This window comes from Streptomyces sp. NPDC041814 (assembly GCF_055590565.1).
This window is the reverse complement of sequence record NZ_JBVJAM010000006.1, coordinates 166,782-184,348: the sequence shown is the minus strand read 5'-3', so window position 1 is coordinate 184,348 and position 17,567 is coordinate 166,782. Positions and strand designations below refer to the sequence as shown.

Below are 17,567 nucleotides of genomic sequence, written 5' to 3'. Positions count from 1 at the left end.
AAACTTTCCACAACGAGCCAAGGAGTTCTCTCATGTCCCGCAACGCCGTCATCATCACCGGCCCCGGCTTCCAGGACCACGACGTCGTCTTCACGTACTACCGCCTCATGGAGGAGGGCTGGAACGTGGACGTCGCCACCAAGAACGCCGACCCGGTCAACGGCAAGTACGGCATCCCGCTGCCGATGGACAAGACGGCCCGCCCGCTCATCGCCTTCGAGGACCTCGCGGTCGACCAGTACGACGTCGTCATCCTCACCGGCGGCCACGAGGCTCCGGACCGGGTCCGCCAGGACCGCAACGTCCTCGGCTTCGTCGCCGGCATGGACCGCGCCGGCAAGGTCGTCGCGGGCCTGTGCCACGGCCCCTGGATCATGGTCAGCGCCGGGGTGCTCAAGGGCCGCAAGGCGTGCGCCTACATCGGCCTGCGCGACGACGTGATCAACGCCGGGGCCGACGTGGTCGACAGCGACGTGATCGTCGACGGCAACATCATCACCTGTTCGTACTACGGCTACATGGGCGCGTTCATGCGGTCCGTGTTCGAGACCGCCGAGAAGCTCGCCGCCGAGAAGCAGGCCGCGTGATGACCGGCCGCCCCTTCCTCGCCCTCGACTTCGACGGGGTCATCTGCGACGCCTTGGAGGAGTGCGCGCTCGTCACCTGGCTCGGCATACACCCGCACGACCGCACGATCCCGGGCCCGGAGCAACTGCGGCTGATACCGCGTGAGTTCGTGGACCGCTTCCGTACCGTGCGGGACTACGCGCGGACGCTGGACCACTTCGTGGTCGCCCACCTCCCCGAGGCGGCGACGCTCGCGAGCCAGGCGGACTTCGACCGGCTGTACGAGGCCCTCTCCCCCTCGTACGTACAGCGGTTCACCGACGCGGCCAACGGCGCGCGGGAGTGGTTCCGCACCCAGGAGGCCGACTTCTGGCTGGACCTGCACACGCTGTACCCGGGCGTCCCGGCCCTGCTGCGCAGGCACAGCGGGTCCGTGGTCATCGTCACCGCCAAGGACGAGGGCTCGGTCCACGCCATCCTCGGCCGGCACGGGCTCGACGACACCGTCGCGGCGGTCTACGGCGAGTGCTCCCGCAAGGCCGAGGCGGTCCGGGAGATCGGCGCCCGGTGGGGCGTCGAGCTGAAGGACGTCACCTTCGTGGACGACAACCTCACCAACGCGGTGCGGGTCGCCCGCACGGGCGCGGTCTCCCGGTGGGCCCAGTGGGGCTACCAGACACCGGAGCACCGCGCGCAGGCCGCGGAGTGGGGCGTGTCCCCGCTGCACCTGGACGGTCTCGCGAACCTCGTCCCGGCCGGGGTCTGAGCCGCCCGGACCCACCCGAGGCACCGACGAGGACGGGGTCCGCCCGCACCGCCCGGCGGACCCCGTCCTCGCCATGCCCGCACCCCGCTCCCTTCCGCCTTTCCGCCCTTCCGCCTTTCCGCCCTTCCGACTGGAGAGACCGCCATGTCCGCGCCCACCTCGCCGCGCGCCGTCCGGACCGGTCGCGGACCGGCCCCGGCCGCGCCCGGTGCGCCGTTCGCCGCGCAGCTCGGTCTGCTGACCGTGCTCGCGGTGGCCGTGCCGGCTCAGCTCTACCTCGCCATCCCGATGGCCGCCCCCTTCCAGGACGCGTTCGGTGTCGACGCCGGGGCCGCCGCCTGGGCCGGAAGCTGCTTCTCGCTCTTCTACGCCCTCGGCTTCCTGGTGTTCGGCCCGCTGGCCGACCGGGTCGGCCACCGCCCCGTCCTCGCGTACGGGGCCGCGGCGACGGCCCTGACCACGGCGGCCCTCTGCCTCTCCCCCGGCTACGGCTGGTTCCTGGTCCTGCGCGCCGCCCAGGGCCTGGCCGCCGCCTCCTTCGCCCCGGTCGCGCTCGCCTACACCGCCCGGCACACGACGGACGTCCGCCGCCCGCTGGCCCTGTCGGTGCTCACGACCGGGCTGCTCGGCTCCGGGATCGCCGGCCAGGTGCTCGGCCAGGGCATCGGCGGCCACACGCACTGGCAGGCCGCTTTCTGGCCGGCCGCGATCCTGTACGGCTGCGCGGCGGTCGGGCTCCGCGCCCTGCTGCGCCCGCCGGTGGCCGACGCGTCCGTCTCCGTCGGCTCCACGCTGACCGTCCTGCGCGCCCTGCTCCGCGACCGCCGGGCCGGTGCGGTCTTCGCCTCCGCGCTCACCGTGTTCGGCAGCTTCGTGGCGCTGTACGCGGTGCTCGGCCGGCACCTCGCCGAAGCCCACAGCCTGGGCGACGGTCAGCTCCTGGCCGTGCAGGCCCTCGGCAGCGCCGGGCTGCTCGCCGCACCGGCGGCCCACCGCTTCGCGGGCGGCCGGGGGCCCGGGTTCCTGGCGGTCACCGGGTTCCTGACGGCGGCGGCCGGGCTCCTCCTGGCGCAGGCGACCGCCGCCGGGGCGCTGCCGGTGCTGGGCAGCGTCGTGTTCGTGGCCGGGATCGGGCTCACCGTCCCCAGCCTGGTGGGCCTGCTGCACCGGATCGCCCCGGGCGCGGCCGGCACCGCCGTCGCCTTCAACACCTTCCTGCTGTTCGTCGGGGCGTCGGCGGGCCAGCTCGTCGCCGCGTACTGCGGCTACCGGACGACGCTGGCGGTCTGCTGCGCCGCGCTCCTCCTGGCCGCCCGTGCGGTGGCCGGGGCCGGTCGCGCGCCCGCCGCCCCCGCCTCGTAACACCCCTTTCACCCACCCACAGTTCCAGGAGTGCACTCGCATGCGTACCCGTCGTCTCCTCGTCCCGCTCCTCGCCCTGCCGCTCGCCGCCACCGCCGTGACGGGCGCCCCCGCCGAAGCCGTCGCGTGGGGCGGCCCGCACGGCCACCACCGCTCCGGCCCTCCCGTCCTCACCCACCTCGACCTGGCCGGCGGTCAGCAGCCGGAGAACCTGGTCGCGCTGGAGTCGGGCGGCTCCGCCGTCACCTTCGCGCTGACCGGCCAGGTGGCCGAGGTATCGCGCACCGGCCGGGTCCGGGTGCTCGCCCAGCTCCCCGTACCGGAGGAGGGGGACACGCCCGTCCTGCACAGCAAGACCTTCGCCGCGGGGATCGCCCGCGCCCACGACGGCACCCTGTACGTGGCGCTGAGCACCGGCACCGCCGCGCAGACCGGGATCTGGCGCGTCCCCGGACACGGGAGCCCGGCCCGGATCGCGGCGCTCCCCGCGACCAGCCTCCTCAACGGAATCGCCCTGGACGAGCGCCGCCACCGGCTGTACGTGGCCGACTCGACCGGCTCCGCGGTGTGGACCGTGGACCTGCGGGGCGGCGCGCCGAAGCGCTGGGTGTCCGGTCCGGCGTTCGCGCCCGCCGGGTTCCTGGGGGCCAACGGGCTGCGACTGCACGACGGCGCGGTCTGGGTCTCCAACCTGGACGCCGGCACGCTGCTGCGCGTCCCGGTGCGCCAGGACGGGCGGCCGGGAGAGGTGCGCCAGGTCCTCGGTGGGCTCGGCGCGGTGGACGACTTCGCCTTCACGGGCCGGGGCGACGAGGTCTACGTCACCGACATCAAGGCCGACACACTGACGCGCGTCACGCCCGGCCGGTGGCGCACCACGCGCACGACCGTGCTGAACGGCTCCGACGGGCTGTCCAGCCCGACCGCCGTGACCGTGCGCGGCAGGCGGGTCACCGTCACCAGCGCCGCGTACTTCACGGCGCACGACCCCAACGTCCTCAACACCACGATCGCGCGCTGAGACCATGACGGGGGAACTGGGAAGCGCACGCCACCGGCCCGTTCCGGGCCGCGCCGCACGGATGGCGGGGCCCTCGGGCCTGGTCGTCCTCGGGGTCACGGGGGACCTGTCCCGCAAGAAGCTGCTGCCCGCGGTGTACGACCTGGCCCACCGCGGGCTGCTGCCGCCGGGGTTCGCGCTCGTCGGGGTCGCCCTGCCGACCGGGGAGGGCGAGGACGTCGCGGGGCTGCTGCGCGATTCGGTCGCCCGGCACGCCCGCACTCCGTTCCGCGAGGAGGTCTGGGACCGGCTCGTCCGGTCGGCGGCCTTCGTCCAGGGGGACCTGGCGGACGACGACGTCTTCGAGCTCCTGGCCAAGGAGGTGGGCGAACTGCGCGGCGCGGAGGGGAACTTCGCCTTCTATCTCTCCGTACCGCCGAAGCTGTTCCCGACGGTCGTGCGGCAGCTGAAGAAGCACGGCCTGGCCAGGCCCCCCGAGGGTGCCTGGCGCCGGGCGGTCATCGAGAAGCCGTTCGGCCACGATCTGGAGTCCGCGCGCGAGCTGGACGCGGTCGTGCACGACGCCTTCGCCCCGGAGCAGGTCTTCCGGATCGACCACTACCTGGGCAAGGAGACCGTGCAGAACATCCTGGCGCTCAGGTTCGCCAACACGATGTTCGAGCCGCTCTGGAACAGCTCCTACGTGGACCACGTCCAGATCACGATGGCCGAGGACATCGGCATCGGGGCCCGGGCCGGCTACTACGACGGCGTCGGCGCCGCCCGTGACGTCATCCAGAACCACCTGCTTCAGCTGCTCGCCCTGACCGCCATGGAGGAGCCCGCCGCCTTCGAGCCCGGGGCGCTGACCGCGGAGAAACTGAAGGTGCTCAGGGCGGTACGGCTGCCCGCCGACCTGGCCGCCGGCTCGGTGCGCGGCCAGTACGCGGCGGGCGTGCGGGGCGGTGAGCCGGTGACCGGCTACCTGGAGGAGACGGGGGTCGCCCCGGGTTCGCGGACCGACACCTATGCCGCGCTCAGGCTGGAAGTGGCGACGCGCCGCTGGGCGGGGGTGCCGTTCTATCTGCGCGCGGGCAAGCGGCTCGGCCGGCGCGTCACGGAGGTCGCGGTCGTCTTCCGGCATGCCCCGCACTCCCCGTTCGCACCCCCCGCGACCGCCGGCCCGGTGCGGAACGCGATCGTCGTCCACGTACAGCCCGAGGAGGGCGTCACCGTCCGCTTCGGCTCCAAGGCGCCGGGCCCCGCGATGGACATCCGCGAGGTGTCGATGGACTTCGCTTACGAGGACTGCTTCGCCGAGCCCTGCCCGGAGGCGTACGAACGGCTCATCCTCGACGTGCTGCTCGGCGACACCGGGCTCTTCCCCTGCGCGGCGGAGATCGAACGCTGCTGGGAGATCCTCGATCCCGTCGAGCGCCACTGGGCGGAGGGGGGCGCGCCCGCCCCGTACGCACCGGGCAGCTGGGGACCGGCGGAGGCGGACGAACTGCTCGCGCGGGACGGGAGAAGCTGGCGCCGGCCATGAGATCCGGCGGCGCCGCGCCGCATTCCTTACCCGCTCTTTCCGAATTCAACAATGACGTACGCCTGGAGGCGACCATGAAGCCCACCGCGGGCAGGACCGCGCTGTTCGTTCTCACCAGTCACGGCGAACTCGGTACGACCGGGCGGCCGACCGGTTTTCATTTGGGCGAGACGTTCGAACCGTGGGAGATCCTGCGGGAAGCGGGCCACCGCGTGGAGTTCGTCTCGGTCGAAGGCGGCATGCCGCCCATGATCGGTCACGATTCAACCAATGCGGACCATGCGGCGTTCCTGTCCCATCCCGAGGGCGGCGGGCTCATCAAGGCGGCGCCGCGCCCCGGGGAGGTGGATCCGGGCCGGTTCGACGCCGTGTACTTCGTCGGCGGCCACGGGACCATGTGGGACTTCCGGGGCCACCCGGCGCTGGAGGAGATCGGCCGCACGGTCCACGAGGGCGGCGGCGTGGTGGCCGCCCTCTGCCACGGCCCCGCCGCGCTGGTGGACCTGCGCCTCGGCGACGGGCGGCACCTGGTCGACGGTCACCGGATCACCTCGTTCTCCAACGAGGGCGAGGCGGCCCGGGGGCTGGACACCGTGGTGCCCTTCGCGCTGCAGAGCGCCCTGGAGGAGCGGGGCGCCGTCTACAGCTGCGCACCGGACCGCGAGCCGCACGTGGTGGTCAGCGGCCGCCTGGTCACCGGCCAGAATCCGGCGTCGGCGCGCGGCCTCGGGGAGGCGGTCGCCGCACTGCTCGCGGCCTGACCTGTCCGTACCGCCGAGGGGCCCGGGCCCGGGGGATGCGTCTCCCGGGCCCTTCGGCGTGCGCGCGGCGGGGTTCAGGCGGCCCGCAGCGCGGTGTAGCGGCCGACGTGGCGCTCGGCGAGCAGCGGCACCACCTCGCCCAGGACCAGTTCGCGGTAGTGCGCCGACTCCCGGTGCCGGTCCAGCGCGCCGGCGTCCGCGTACTCCTCGACGAGCACGAACTCGTGCTCGCTGCCGGCCGCCCGATAGCCGCGGTAGGCCAGGCAGCCGGGTTCCGCGAGGCTCTTCTCGGCGATTTCGGCGAGCAGTTCCTCGATTCTGTCCCCCTGCCCTTCTCCGGCGATCCAGCGGGCCACAACCGTAATACTCATGCCGTTTCTCCTTACGTCGGACACACGCCCCGCACGTTTTTCGTGCAGGCGCCACACATCCTCAGAAGATCACGCGCGCCGAGTTTTCGGCAAATAGCGGTACCCGCTGCCGAAATAAATTCTTCTATAGCGATTCGAACACCGCCCGAAAAACACCGGCACGTCATTTCCGGGTGCTTTTCGGGCAGTTCTCGAACGGGGGTCTAGCGGGCCACCGCGGCCGAACGGCGGAGCCAGTGCCGGGGCAGCGGCCGCCCCGAGGCCAGCTCCACGCCGGTGCGCGCCAGGTCCGCCGCGGAGGCGGGATTCTGGCCGGTGATCAGCGCGCCGTCGGCGACCACGTGGCTGCGGAACGGCTCGCCCGCCTCGTACAGCGCCCCGCGCTCGGTCAGCGCGTCGCCCAGGAAGTACGGCACGACCCGGTCCAGGCCGACCGCCCGCTCCTCCTCCTGCGTGAAGCCCGTCATCCGGCGCCCGGCCACCAACGGGGTGCCGTCGGGCCCGGGGACGTCCAGGAGGGCCGCGACGCCGTGGCACACGGCCGCGATCACGGCCGTGTCGCGCCCGGCCCAGTAGGCGGCGAGGAAGCGGACCAGCCGCTCGTCGCCCGGCAGGTCGATGATCGCGCCGTGGCCGCCGGCCACGAAGACGATGCCGTAGTCGTCCGGCGAGAGCAGGTCGGGGGTCCTGGTGTGCTCCAGGCGGTCCTGGACGACCGGGTCCTCCAGGAACATCCGCTGCGGCGGGTCCGACCGGTCGATCCCGCCCGCCGGCGGACGGCCGGGCCGGGTGCTGGCGAACTCGAAGTCCCATCCGGCGGCCAGCAGCGCCCGCCACGGGTAGGCCGCCTCCGGCAGCCAGAACCCGGCGGACCGGCCGCCCGGCAGGCGCTCGGTGCTGCTGAGCACGATCAGCCCTTTCAAGGAATGTGCGGGCACCTTTGCCTCACTTTCGCCGGGGGCGGCTGTTTCTCCGCGGCCGACGCCGCCTGGGGGGTTACGGAAAGGAGCACCATAGCCCATACCCCCGTTCTCCCCGCAAGAACAAGGACGTGATTTCAATGAGGCTATAGCCCTGCTTATACGGGTCATGACTTCGTCTATTTGCCGGGGGTGCCGCGGGTGCCTAAATTTCTGGGTGTCCGGAACACGGCAATGCGGCCGTCCGCCGGGACGCCCGTCCCGGCGCATCCGCCGCCCCGCCCGGCCGCCTGCCGGCGCCGGCGCCCCTGACCCTCGTCCATGACCCGTTCGGGAGATTCCGCCATGCCCAAGAAGGTTCTTTTCGCCCTCACCAGCCACGACGAACTCGGCTCGACCGGCCGCAGGACCGGCTTCTACGTTCCCGAGGTCGCCCACCCGGCGGCGGTCTTCCGCGAGGCCGGTTACGAGATCGCGTACGTCTCCGTGCGCGGCGGCGCCGCCCCGCAGGACGGCATCAGCCCCGACGACACCGTCGTCACCGAGTTCCTGGCGGACCCGGCGACCGCGAAGGCGCTGGCCGCGACGCCCGCCCCGGGCGAGGTCGAGGCCGACGACTACGACGCGATCTACTTCGCCGGCGGCCACGGCACGATGTGGGACTTCCCCGACTCCGAGGAGCTGGCCTCGCTGGCCGCCTCCATCTACGAGCGGGGCGGCGCGGTCGCGGCCGTGTGCCACGGTCCGGCCGGGCTGGTCAACATCAAGCTCTCGGACGGCAGCCACCTGGTGGAGGGCAAGCAGGTCTCGGCCTTCACCAACGAGGAGGAGGAGGCGGTCGGCCTGACCGGCGTCGTCCCCTTCCTGCTGGAGAGCACCCTCGCCGAGCGCGGCGCGAAGATCACCAAGACCGGCAACTTCGCCCCGCACGCGGTCGCCGACCAGCGCCTGGTGACCGGACAGAACCCGGCGTCCGCCGCCCGGGTCGCGGAGCTGGTCGTCGAGGAGCTCGCCGCCCGCTGACCGCGCGGCGCGCGGGTGGGTGCCCCCCGGGGCACCCACCCGGCCCTGCGGCGGACCCCGCTGACGTAGGGTCGTACGCACCGCCGGTCCGGCCGCACCGGACCGGGACAACGCTTCCGGGGGGACGGCTTGTCGGTACAACTCGGCTGGGTGCGCACGTTCGTCGCCGTCTACCGGCTCGGTTCGTTCACCAAGGCGGCTCATCAACTGGGGCTCTCCCAGCCCGCGGTCACGCATCAGATCCGCAACCTGGAGCAGGCGATGGGCCGCCCGCTCTTCGAACGCCTCCCCCACGGCGCGCAGCCCACGCAGGCCGCCGACGGCCTGATCCGCGAGGTCCAGGGCCCCATCGACCTGCTGACCCACGCCGTGGACCGCGCCTTCGGCGACGACCCGGCCGCCCGCCCGCTGACCGTGGCCGGCCCCGTCGAGCTGACGACGACGCGTGTCATCCCGGCCGTCAGCGACCTCGCGGCGGAGGGCATGCGGCTCACCTTCACCTTCGGGCTGTCCGACGACCTCCTCGACCGCCTGGAGGACGACGAGTTCGACCTCGTCATCTCGACGGTCCGCCCGCGCGGCCGCCGGGTGACGGCGACCCCGCTGGTCGACGAGGAGTTCGTGCTGGTCGCCTCGGCGGAACTGGGCGCCCGCCTCCCCCTGGACCGCCTCGCGGCCGAGGGCCCGGACGTCCTGGGCGACGTCCCGATGATCAGCTACGCGGAGTCCCTGCCGATCATCCGCCGCTACTGGCACACGGTCTTCGACCGTTCCCTCACCACTCCGCCCGCCCTGGTCATCCCCGACCTGCGTGGCGCCCTGGCAGCGGTCAAGTCCTCGGCCGGCATCTCCGTCCTGCCCACGTACCTGTGCGCGGAGGAACTGGCCGACGGCACCGTCACCCCGCTCATCGAACCCGAGATCCCCCCGCTGAACACGTTCTACCTGGCCACCCGCCGCGGCAGCCCCCCGCACCCGGACCTCACCCTGCTCCACGGCCATCTGCTGATGAAGGCGCAGCTGTGGATCTGAGCCTGCCGGGCACGCCGGCCGCAGCCCCTTACGGTGGGACGGGGCATCGGAACGGCGTACGGCGATGAGTCCGGGCCGTCCGAGGAGTCACCCCTTGCGTTGCCACCCATCACCGGGAGAAGAGCACCCATGACGCAACTGCTGAAGGTCCAGAACTTCACCGTCTCCGCCGACGGCGTCGCCTGCGGGGAGAACCAGACCCTGGAGCGGCCCTTCGGCCATGTCGACCCGGGGCAGATGTTCTCCTGGGCCGGGGCGACGGCGAGCTGGCCGAACCGGACCGACCCGGGCGGGAGCCGGGGCCTGGACGACTACATGACGCGGGACTTCTCGCACAACATCGGCGCCGAGATCATGGGCCGCAACAAGTTCGGGCCGCAGCGCGGGCCGTGGGAGGACCACGAGTGGCAGGGCTGGTGGGGTGACGAGCCGCCGTTCCACACGCCGGTGTTCGTCCTGACGCACCACACGCGGCCCTCCTTCACGCTGTCCGACACCACGTTCCACTTCGTGGCCGGCGAGCCCGCCGACGTCCTCGCCCGGGCCCGGGAGGCGGCCGGGGGCAAGGACGTCCGGCTCGGCGGCGGGGTCTCGACCATCAGGGAGTTCCTGGACGCCGGTCTGGTCGACACCCTGCACGTGGCGGTGTCTCCGGTGAAGTTCGGGACGGGGATGCGGCTGTGGGACTCGCCGGACGACCTGCGCGACCGCTTCCACCTGGACGTGGTGCCGAGCCCGAGCGGGGTGACGCACCACCTGTTCTGGCGGAAGTGAGCCCGTGAGCCCTCAGTGGTAGGCGTGCACCACGGCGTGGCCCTTGCCGCGTCCGATCATCCAGCGGTTGACCGGTGTGGTGATGACGAAGGCGAGGGCCAGTGAGCCGGCGAGCGCGCCCCAGAAGAGAAGGTCCGCGAGGCCCGCGTCCATGGCCCCGGGGATGGTGACCATGACGGTGTTGTCGATGAGCTCCATGACCGCGATCGAGAGCGTGTCGGCGGCGAGTGCCACCTTCAGCGCCTGCCGCAGGGGGACGTCCGCCTTCAGGACCCCGCGCATGGTCAGCGCGTAACCGAAGACGAAGGCCAGGGCGATGGAGAGGGCCACGGTCGCACCGTTGTGCAGCCCGGCCGCCGTGCCGATCACCATGCCGAGGACCTCGCCGATCGCGCAGCCGGTGAGGCAGTGCAGGGTGGCCTGCGCCGCCATCCGCCAGGTGGCGTGACCGTGGTGGTGGACGTGGTCCATGGCGCTTCCCTCCGTCGGGCGGTACGGGACGGGTTTCCCGTACCCACCACCTCAACCGTATACCCCCTAGGGGTATTCCAGGAAGGGTCTGCGCACGCACGTTGCATGATCATGCGAGATGATGCATAATCTTCCTATGTCCAAGGTCCTCACCTCCCTGCCCACCGGCGAACGCGTCGGCATCGCCTTCTCGGGCGGCCTCGACACCTCGGTCGCGGTCGCGTGGATGCGCGACAAGGGTGCCGTCCCGTGCACCTACACCGCCGACATCGGCCAGTACGACGAGCCCGACATCGCCTCGGTCCCGGGCCGCGCCAAGACGTACGGCGCCGAGCTCGCCCGCCTGGTCGACTGCCGCGCCGCTCTTGTCGAGGAGGGCCTGGCCGCGCTGACGTGCGGGGCGTTCCACATCCGCTCGGGCGGCCGGGCGTACTTCAACACGACGCCGCTGGGCCGCGCGGTCACCGGCACGCTCCTGGTGCGGGCGATGCTGGAGGACGACGTCCAGATCTGGGGCGACGGCTCCACGTTCAAGGGCAACGACATCGAGCGGTTCTACCGCTACGGCCTGCTGGCCAACCCGCACCTGCGCATCTACAAGCCCTGGCTGGACGCGGAGTTCGTGACGGAGCTCGGCGGCCGCAAGGAGATGTCGGAGTGGCTGGTCGCCCACGGCCTGCCCTACCGGGACAGCACCGAGAAGGCGTACTCCACGGACGCCAACATCTGGGGCGCCACCCACGAGGCCAAGACGCTGGAGCACCTGAACACCGGCGTGGAGACCGTCGAGCCGATCATGGGCGTGCGGTTCTGGGACCCGTCGGTCGAGATCGAGACCGAGGACGTCACGATCGGCTTCGACCAGGGCCGCCCGGTCACGATCAACGGCGAGAAGTTCGAGACCGCCGTCGACCTGGTCCTGAAGGCGAACGCCATCGGCGGCCGCCACGGCCTGGGCATGTCCGACCAGATCGAGAACCGGATCATCGAGGCCAAGAGCCGGGGCATCTACGAGGCCCCCGGCATGGCCCTGCTGCACGCCGCGTACGAGCGCCTGGTCAACGCCATCCACAACGAGGACACCCTCGCCCAGTACCACAACGAGGGCCGCCGCCTCGGCCGGCTGATGTACGAGGGCCGCTGGCTGGACCCGCAGGCGCTGATGGTCCGCGAGTCGATCCAGCGCTGGGTCGGTACGGCCGTCACCGGCGAGGTCACCCTGCGGCTGCGGCGCGGCGAGGACTACTCGGTCCTCGACACCACGGGCCCGGCCTTCAGCTACCACCCGGACAAGCTGTCCATGGAGCGCACCGAGGACTCCGCCTTCGGCCCGGTCGACCGCATCGGCCAGCTCACCATGCGGAACCTGGACATCGCGGACTCCCGCGCCAAGCTGGAGCAGTACGCGGGCCTCGGCATGATCGGCACCGCGAACCCGGCCATCGGCGCGGCCCAGGCCGCCGCCACCGGCCTGATCGGCCAGCTCCCCGAGGGCGGCGCCGAGGCCATCGCCTCGCGCGGCGAGGTCTCGGACCAGGACGAGATGCTGGACCGCGCGGCGATGGAGGCCGGGACGGACTGACCCGCCCCGCACGGACGACCGGCCGGACACCTCTCGGGGTGCCCGGCCGGCTCTGTTCCGTACGGTCGGCGTGCGCGGAGCCACGGTCAGGGGCGCCCCGCCGGTTCGAGGGTGCGCGCGGGGCCCTCCTCGGCGGGGGCCGCCACGGCCGGGGCGTCCTCCGTGAGGCCGTAGCTCGCCCTGACCGCCCGCTTCTCCTTCCACAGGTGGTACACGGCGATCCCGAGGATGGCCGTGCCGACGGCGTTGGCCACGAAGTGCCACCAGATCCGGTACGTCGCCAGCGCCGGGCCGGGCTCGATGGCGCCGAACCAGGTCGACAGGCCGATGGCCCGGCTCGCGCCGAGCGCGACGGAGGCGGTCAGCACGACGTGCTCCAGGCCGTGGATGCCCTGCATCCAGACGCCCATCCGGGCCCACTTGCGGGACTTCAGCTGCCCGGCGACCCGGTGCGTGATCTGCACGATGCCGACCAGCCCGGCGAGGAAGATGAAGTTCCCGATCAGATGCAGGATCTCCATCCCGAGCGAGGGCTTGCTCGCGTCGATCTGCCCGAACCCGCGCGAGAAGCTGTTGCCCCACGGCGTCATCCACGCCGGGTCGTAGGGGTGCCCGATCCAGTACGCGGCCTGGGCGACGTGCTCCTGGAAATGGCCGATCTGGCCGACGACGCCGATCCCGATGAGCGCGACGGCGACCTTGTACACCCACGGCCGCACCGGCCGCCTGTTGCCGACCGCGAGCACGGCGACGGCGGCCCACATCGCGACGGCCCAGCCGATGAACAGGACGGCCCCCAGGGTGTCCACCGTCGACGCGGTGGACTCCATCCCGGGCATCCCCGTCATTCCTGGCATTCCTGAGTGATCCATACGAGGTCCCTTCGAGAAACACATACGTGTACGAAGAGACTGCTGACGAACCGCCCGCTTTGCTTCTTCCGGATTGCCCAACCCGGCGCCGACGAGAAGTGGGCCGGGCGCCCCGAAGCGCACCCGGCCACATCGTCGCAGGTCACCAGGGCCGTGCGCGCATCTCCCTGACGTTGCCGCCCGCGCCGCTCACATCGACGTAGTCACCGGAGGACACCGCGCTGCCCGTGGTGGACCAGCCGCCGAAGCTCCACCGCCAGTCCCCGTCGAGGGTCGCGGTGACGGTCGCCTTCAGCGCGCCCGTGGAGCTCGACCGCACGGTCTTCACGGTGTTGTACGACGTAGTGCCCTTGGGCCGGAACTGGAGCTGGACGGACGCGTCCGCCACACCGGTGTACGTGTCTTTCACCCAGTCCGCCCGCTTGAGGGTGCCGGTCACGGTGATCGGCTTCCCCTTCGCCACCGGCTCGGGCGCGGCGTTGACGGTGGCCTTGGCATAGCGGCGGATCTGGACGCGGCCGGACGTGCCCACGTGCTTCTCGGACCTGATGTCGTCGTCGTTGCCGAAGAGCACGACTCCGTAGCCGACCGTCCACGCGGTCGCGTCGCTGTTCGCGGCCAGGTCGTAGCGGGGGTCGACGGACAGGGTGCCCGCGCACTGCGCGACCCTCTCGGTCACCTCGTAACAGCCGTACTCGCTCATCCCGATGCCGCCCGCCGCCCCCTTGGCGGCCGTGGTCCCGTGATACAGGTACGGCCCGGCGTTCCAGGTGTAGGGGTCGGCGGCGCTGTAACCGGCGGGAAGGCTGACCCGGTACGAGACCGGCACGCTCTTCACATCGATGGTCCCCACCACGATCGGCTTGCCCCCGTTGACGACGATCCCCGACACCGTGCCGGTGTCGGCGGCCCGCGCCGTCGGAGCCGTGAGCGCCGAGAGGGCGAGAGCCCCCGCGAGCGCGGCCACGGCACCGGTTCTGCCTGATGTCATGCGCACCTCTTCACTCCGTACGGAAAAGACGAGCGGGCAGGCTACCAGCACCCCGGAACCGGCCCCGCACCGGTGGGCCCGCTCCCCCACGTGACCGAGCCCACCCCCCGCTCCCGTGGAACTCCCGCGACAATGAGTACGTGATCACTTCACCCGCACGGAGCCCCCGACGCGCCGAGCACGCGGCGACGCCGTACGTCGACCTCTCCCGCGCGGAGTGGAGCGCGCTGCGCGACAAGACGCCGCTGCCGCTGACCGCAGCAGAGGTGGAGCGGCTGCGCGGGCTCGGCGACGTCATCGACCTCGACGAGGTGCGGGACGTCTACCTCCCCCTCTCACGGTTGCTGAACCTGTACGTCCAGGCCACCTCCAGGCTGCGCGGCGCGCTCAACACCTTCCTCGGCGACGCGGGCAACGGGCAGGGCGCGCAGCGCGGCACCCCGTTCGTCATAGGCGTCGCGGGCAGCGTCGCCGTGGGCAAGTCCACCACCGCGCGCATCCTCCAGGCGCTGCTGGCCCGCTGGCCCGAGCACCCCCGGGTCGAGCTGGTCACCACCGACGGGTTCCTGCTGCCGATGAAGGAGCTCCACGCACGCGGCCTGATGTCCCGCAAGGGGTTCCCGGAGTCGTACGACCGGCGCGCCCTCACCCGTTTCGTCGCCGACATCAAGGCGGGCAAGGACGAGGTCACCGCCCCCGTCTACTCCCACCTGATCTACGACATCGTCCCCGGCGAACGCCTCACCGTGCGCCGCCCGGACATCCTGATCGTGGAGGGGCTGAACGTCCTCCAGCCCGCCCTGCCCGGCAAGGACGGCCGCACCAGGGTCGGGCTCGCCGACTACTTCGACTTCAGCGTGTACGTGGACGCCAAACCGGAGGACATCGAGACCTGGTACCTCAGCCGCTTCCGGAAGCTGCGTGAGACGGCGTTCCAGGACCCGTCCTCGTACTTCCGCAAGTACACCCAGGTCTCCGAGGCCGAGGCGATGGAGTACGCGGCCACCATGTGGCGCACCATCAACCGGCCCAATCTCGTGGAGAACGTGGCGCCCACCCGCGGACGTGCCACGCTGGTGCTCCGCAAGGGGCCGGACCACAAGGTCCAGCGGCTGTCCCTGCGCAAGCTCTGACCTCCGGAAGGGTTGCTCCGTGCTGCATCTGCGCCTGCTCGTCCCCGCCGACCGCACGGACGAGGTGACGGGCCTGCTGGAGCGGACCGTCGGCACGGCACACCTCGCGGTGCTGCCGGGCGTCTCGCGCGACCCGGTGGGCGACGTGGTGCTGTGCGACGTGGCGCGCGAGGCGGGCGACGAGCTGATCGCGGCGCTGCGCCGGCTCGGTCTCGACGAGTTCGGGGCGATCACCGTCGAGAACATGGACCTGACGCTCTCCACGCGCGCCGACCGGGCGGAAGAGGCCGCGCCGGGCGAGGGTTCGGACGCGGTGCTCTGGGAGGAGCTGGTCGAGGCCACGCACGACGACTCGACGTTCAGCGCCACCTATGTCGCGTTCCTCGCCGTCGCGACGATGCTCGCCGCCTGCGGGGTGATGCTCGACAACGCGATCCTGATCGTGGGCGCGATGGCGGTGGGCCCCGAGTTCGGGCCGCTCGCCGGGATCTCGACGGCGCTGGTGCAGCGCGCCCCGCGCCTGGTGGGCCGTTCGCTGACCGCGCTGATCGGCGGGTTCGCCGCGGCGATGCTGCTGACCGTGGGCTTCGCCTGGCTGATGGACGTCTTCGGGCTGTTCGACGCCGCGATGATCGAGGCCAAACGGCCCAACACCGCGTTCGTCTGGCAGCCGGACTGGATGTCGTTCGTCGTGGCGTTCCTCGCCGGCATCGCCGGGACGCTCTCGCTGACCTCGGCGAAGTCCGGCGCGCTCATCGGGGTCGCCATCTCCGTGACCACCGTGCCCGCGGCCGCCAACGCGGCGGTGGCCTTCAGCTACCGGGACTACGGCCAGATGACCGGGTCCGTCCAGCAGCTGCTGGCGAACCTCGGCGGGATCGTGCTCGCGGGCACGCTGACGCTGCTGGCGCAGAAGGCGCTGTGGCGGACGACCCGCCGCCACCAGCGGGCCCGTCAGCGGGCCCACACGAAGCCCACCGCGCCGGCGGGCTGAGGGGCGGGCGCACCGCGCACCCGCCCCCGGGAGCGTCAGCCCAGCGCCGACTTCACGACGTCCGCGAGCTGCCCCGCCACCGTGCGGGCCTGCTCGATGTCCGCCGCCTCGACCATGACCCGCACCAGCGGCTCCGTGCCCGAGGGGCGCAGCAGCACGCGGCCGGTGGCGCCGAGCTCGCGCTCGGCCTCCGCGACGGCGGCGGCCACCTCCTGCGAGGTGTGCACGCGGGACTTGTCGACGTCCGGGACGTTGACCAGGACCTGCGGCAGGCGCTCCATGACCCCGGCCAGCTCGGCGAGCGAGCGGCCCGTCGCGGCGACCCGGGCCGCGAGCATCAGGCCGGTCAGGGTGCCGTCGCCGGTCGTGGCGTGGTCCAGGACGATCACGTGGCCGGACTGCTCGCCGCCCAGCGCGAAGCCCTCGGCCTTCATGGACTCCAGGACGTAGCGGTCGCCGACGGCCGTCTGGACGAGCTGGATGCCCTCGCGCTCCATGGCCAGCTTGAAGCCGAGGTTCGACATCACGGTGCCGACCACGGTGTCCCGGCGCAGCTGCCCGGCCTCGCGCATGGCGAGGGCCAGCACGGCGAGGATCTGGTCGCCGTCGACCTCCTCGCCCGCCGCGTCCACGGCCAGGCAGCGGTCGGCGTCGCCGTCGTGCGCGATGCCCAGGTCCGCGCCGTGCTCCACTACGGCGGCGCGCAGGAGCTCCAGGTGCGTGGAGCCGCAGCCGTCGTTGATGTTCAGCCCGTCCGGCTGGGCACCGATCGTGACGACCTCGGCCCCGGCGCGGGCGAACGCCTCGGGCGAGACGCGGGCGGCGGCGCCGTGCGCCTCGTCCAGGACGACCTTCAGGCCGTCGAGCCGGTTCGGGAGGACGCCGATGAGGTGGGCGACGTACCGGTCGAAGCCCTCCACGTAGTCCGTGACGCGGCCGACGCCGGCCCCGGTCGGGCGGGTCCACGGTTCTCCGGTGCGGTGCTGCTCGTACACCGTCTCGATGCGGTCCTCCAGCTCGTCGGCGAGCTTGTGGCCGCCCCGGGCGAAGAACTTGACACCGTTGTCCGGCATGGCGTTGTGGCTGGCGGAGAGCATGACCCCGATGTCGGCGCCGAGCGCGCCGGTCAGGTGGGCCACGGCCGGGGTCGGCAGCACGCCGACGCGCAGGACGTCGACGCCCGCGCTGGCCAGGCCGGCCACCACGGCGGCCTCCAGGAACTCTCCGGAGGCGCGCGGGTCGCGGCCCACCACGGCCGTCGGCCGATGGCCCTCGAAGGTGCCCGCCTCGGCCAGTACGTGTGCCGCGGCCACCGAGAGGCCGAGCGCGAGCTCGGCCGTCAGGTCCGCATTGGCGACACCGCGCACGCCGTCCGTGCCGAAGAGTCGTCCCACTGGTGTCC

The 17,567-nt window shown here is 72.3% G+C and carries 18 protein-coding genes; 12 read left to right on the top strand and 6 right to left on the bottom strand.

The features are described from left to right. Positions 1 to 32: 32 nt before the first annotated feature. The 6 genes from ACZ6C6_RS17570 to ACZ6C6_RS17545 all read left to right on the top strand — a co-directional run bounded on the left by ACZ6C6_RS17570 (position 33) and on the right by ACZ6C6_RS17545 (position 6,002). Positions 33 to 587 carry a DJ-1/PfpI family protein gene (locus ACZ6C6_RS17570; protein ID WP_469203640.1) on the top strand — a complete coding sequence of 185 codons (555 nt, stop codon included), beginning with the start codon at positions 33 to 35 and terminating at the stop codon, positions 585 to 587. Continuing rightward, positions 587 to 1,333, top strand: a complete 747-nt coding sequence (locus ACZ6C6_RS17565; RefSeq protein ID WP_469203638.1) for an HAD family hydrolase — start codon at positions 587 to 589, stop codon at positions 1,331 to 1,333. Before ACZ6C6_RS17570 ends, ACZ6C6_RS17565 begins: the two co-directional genes overlap by 1 nt. A gap of 144 nt (positions 1,334 to 1,477) precedes the next feature. Further along, positions 1,478 to 2,695: an MFS transporter gene (locus tag ACZ6C6_RS17560; RefSeq protein ID WP_469203636.1), complete on the top strand. Its 1,218-nt coding sequence runs from the start codon at positions 1,478 to 1,480 to the stop codon at positions 2,693 to 2,695. A gap of 40 nt (positions 2,696 to 2,735) precedes the next feature. Next, the gene (locus tag ACZ6C6_RS17555) at positions 2,736 to 3,716 is read left to right on the top strand and encodes an SMP-30/gluconolactonase/LRE family protein (protein WP_469203634.1); all 981 of its coding nucleotides are present in this window, start codon (positions 2,736 to 2,738) and stop codon (positions 3,714 to 3,716) included. A gap of 4 nt (positions 3,717 to 3,720) precedes the next feature. Next, a complete protein-coding gene (zwf, locus tag ACZ6C6_RS17550) occupies positions 3,721 to 5,241 on the top strand; it encodes a glucose-6-phosphate dehydrogenase (protein WP_469203632.1) in 1,521 nt (506 codons plus the stop codon). A 74-nt stretch (positions 5,242 to 5,315) separates the two neighbouring features. Further along, positions 5,316 to 6,002 (top strand): type 1 glutamine amidotransferase domain-containing protein, encoded by a 687-nt coding sequence (locus tag ACZ6C6_RS17545; RefSeq protein ID WP_469203630.1) that lies wholly within the window; start codon positions 5,316 to 5,318, stop codon positions 6,000 to 6,002. A 74-nt stretch (positions 6,003 to 6,076) separates the two neighbouring features. Here the strand turns inward: ACZ6C6_RS17545 and ACZ6C6_RS17540 are convergent, their stop codons facing one another. Further along, positions 6,077 to 6,373, bottom strand: coding sequence for a putative quinol monooxygenase (locus ACZ6C6_RS17540; RefSeq protein WP_469203628.1), 297 nt, complete (start codon positions 6,371 to 6,373; stop codon positions 6,077 to 6,079). A 203-nt stretch (positions 6,374 to 6,576) separates the two neighbouring features. Beyond that, on the bottom strand, positions 6,577 to 7,281 hold the full coding sequence (locus ACZ6C6_RS17535) for a type 1 glutamine amidotransferase domain-containing protein (protein WP_469203626.1): 705 nt from the start codon (positions 7,279 to 7,281) through the stop codon (positions 6,577 to 6,579). Positions 7,282 to 7,638: 357 nt separating this feature from the next. Here ACZ6C6_RS17535 and ACZ6C6_RS17530 point away from each other — a divergent pair, with 357 nt between their 5' ends. The 3 genes from ACZ6C6_RS17530 (at position 7,639) to ACZ6C6_RS17520 (ending at position 10,122) form a co-directional block, all read left to right on the top strand. Beyond that, entirely contained in the window at positions 7,639 to 8,316 is a 678-nt protein-coding gene (locus tag ACZ6C6_RS17530) for a type 1 glutamine amidotransferase domain-containing protein (protein WP_469203624.1), read from the top strand. A gap of 129 nt (positions 8,317 to 8,445) precedes the next feature. Beyond that, positions 8,446 to 9,348 carry a LysR family transcriptional regulator gene (locus ACZ6C6_RS17525; RefSeq protein ID WP_469203622.1) on the top strand — a complete coding sequence of 301 codons (903 nt, stop codon included), beginning with the start codon at positions 8,446 to 8,448 and terminating at the stop codon, positions 9,346 to 9,348. A 129-nt stretch (positions 9,349 to 9,477) separates the two neighbouring features. Continuing rightward, positions 9,478 to 10,122: a dihydrofolate reductase family protein gene (locus ACZ6C6_RS17520; protein ID WP_469203620.1), complete on the top strand. Its 645-nt coding sequence runs from the start codon at positions 9,478 to 9,480 to the stop codon at positions 10,120 to 10,122. Between the two features lie 12 nt (positions 10,123 to 10,134). Here ACZ6C6_RS17520 and ACZ6C6_RS17515 read toward each other — a convergent pair whose 3' ends face one another. Next, positions 10,135 to 10,593, bottom strand: a complete 459-nt coding sequence (locus tag ACZ6C6_RS17515) for a DUF4396 domain-containing protein (protein ID WP_469203618.1) — start codon at positions 10,591 to 10,593, stop codon at positions 10,135 to 10,137. A gap of 136 nt (positions 10,594 to 10,729) precedes the next feature. Here ACZ6C6_RS17515 and argG point away from each other — a divergent pair, with 136 nt between their 5' ends. After that, positions 10,730 to 12,175, top strand: coding sequence for an argininosuccinate synthase (argG, locus tag ACZ6C6_RS17510; RefSeq protein ID WP_073964420.1), 1,446 nt, complete (start codon positions 10,730 to 10,732; stop codon positions 12,173 to 12,175). A gap of 86 nt (positions 12,176 to 12,261) precedes the next feature. Here the strand turns inward: argG and ACZ6C6_RS17505 are convergent, their stop codons facing one another. After that, positions 12,262 to 13,014: a DUF6008 family protein gene (locus ACZ6C6_RS17505; protein WP_469204010.1), complete on the bottom strand. Its 753-nt coding sequence runs from the start codon at positions 13,012 to 13,014 to the stop codon at positions 12,262 to 12,264. A 175-nt stretch (positions 13,015 to 13,189) separates the two neighbouring features. Then, a complete protein-coding gene (locus ACZ6C6_RS17500; RefSeq protein WP_469203616.1) occupies positions 13,190 to 14,038 on the bottom strand; it encodes a hypothetical protein in 849 nt (282 codons plus the stop codon). Between the two features lie 140 nt (positions 14,039 to 14,178). Between ACZ6C6_RS17500 and coaA the strand changes: the two genes are divergently transcribed. Beyond that, positions 14,179 to 15,171: a type I pantothenate kinase gene (gene coaA, locus ACZ6C6_RS17495; protein ID WP_469203614.1), complete on the top strand. Its 993-nt coding sequence runs from the start codon at positions 14,179 to 14,181 to the stop codon at positions 15,169 to 15,171. Positions 15,172 to 15,190: 19 nt separating this feature from the next. Further along, complete coding sequence (locus ACZ6C6_RS17490) at positions 15,191 to 16,165, top strand: DUF389 domain-containing protein (protein ID WP_469203612.1); 975 nt, start codon at positions 15,191 to 15,193, stop codon at positions 16,163 to 16,165. Between the two features lie 35 nt (positions 16,166 to 16,200). On the opposite strand, the gene glmM is transcribed toward ACZ6C6_RS17490, so the two are convergent. Next, positions 16,201 to 17,559 (bottom strand): phosphoglucosamine mutase, encoded by a 1,359-nt coding sequence (gene glmM / locus ACZ6C6_RS17485; protein WP_469203610.1) that lies wholly within the window; start codon positions 17,557 to 17,559, stop codon positions 16,201 to 16,203. Between the last annotated feature and the right edge of the window lie 8 nt (positions 17,560 to 17,567).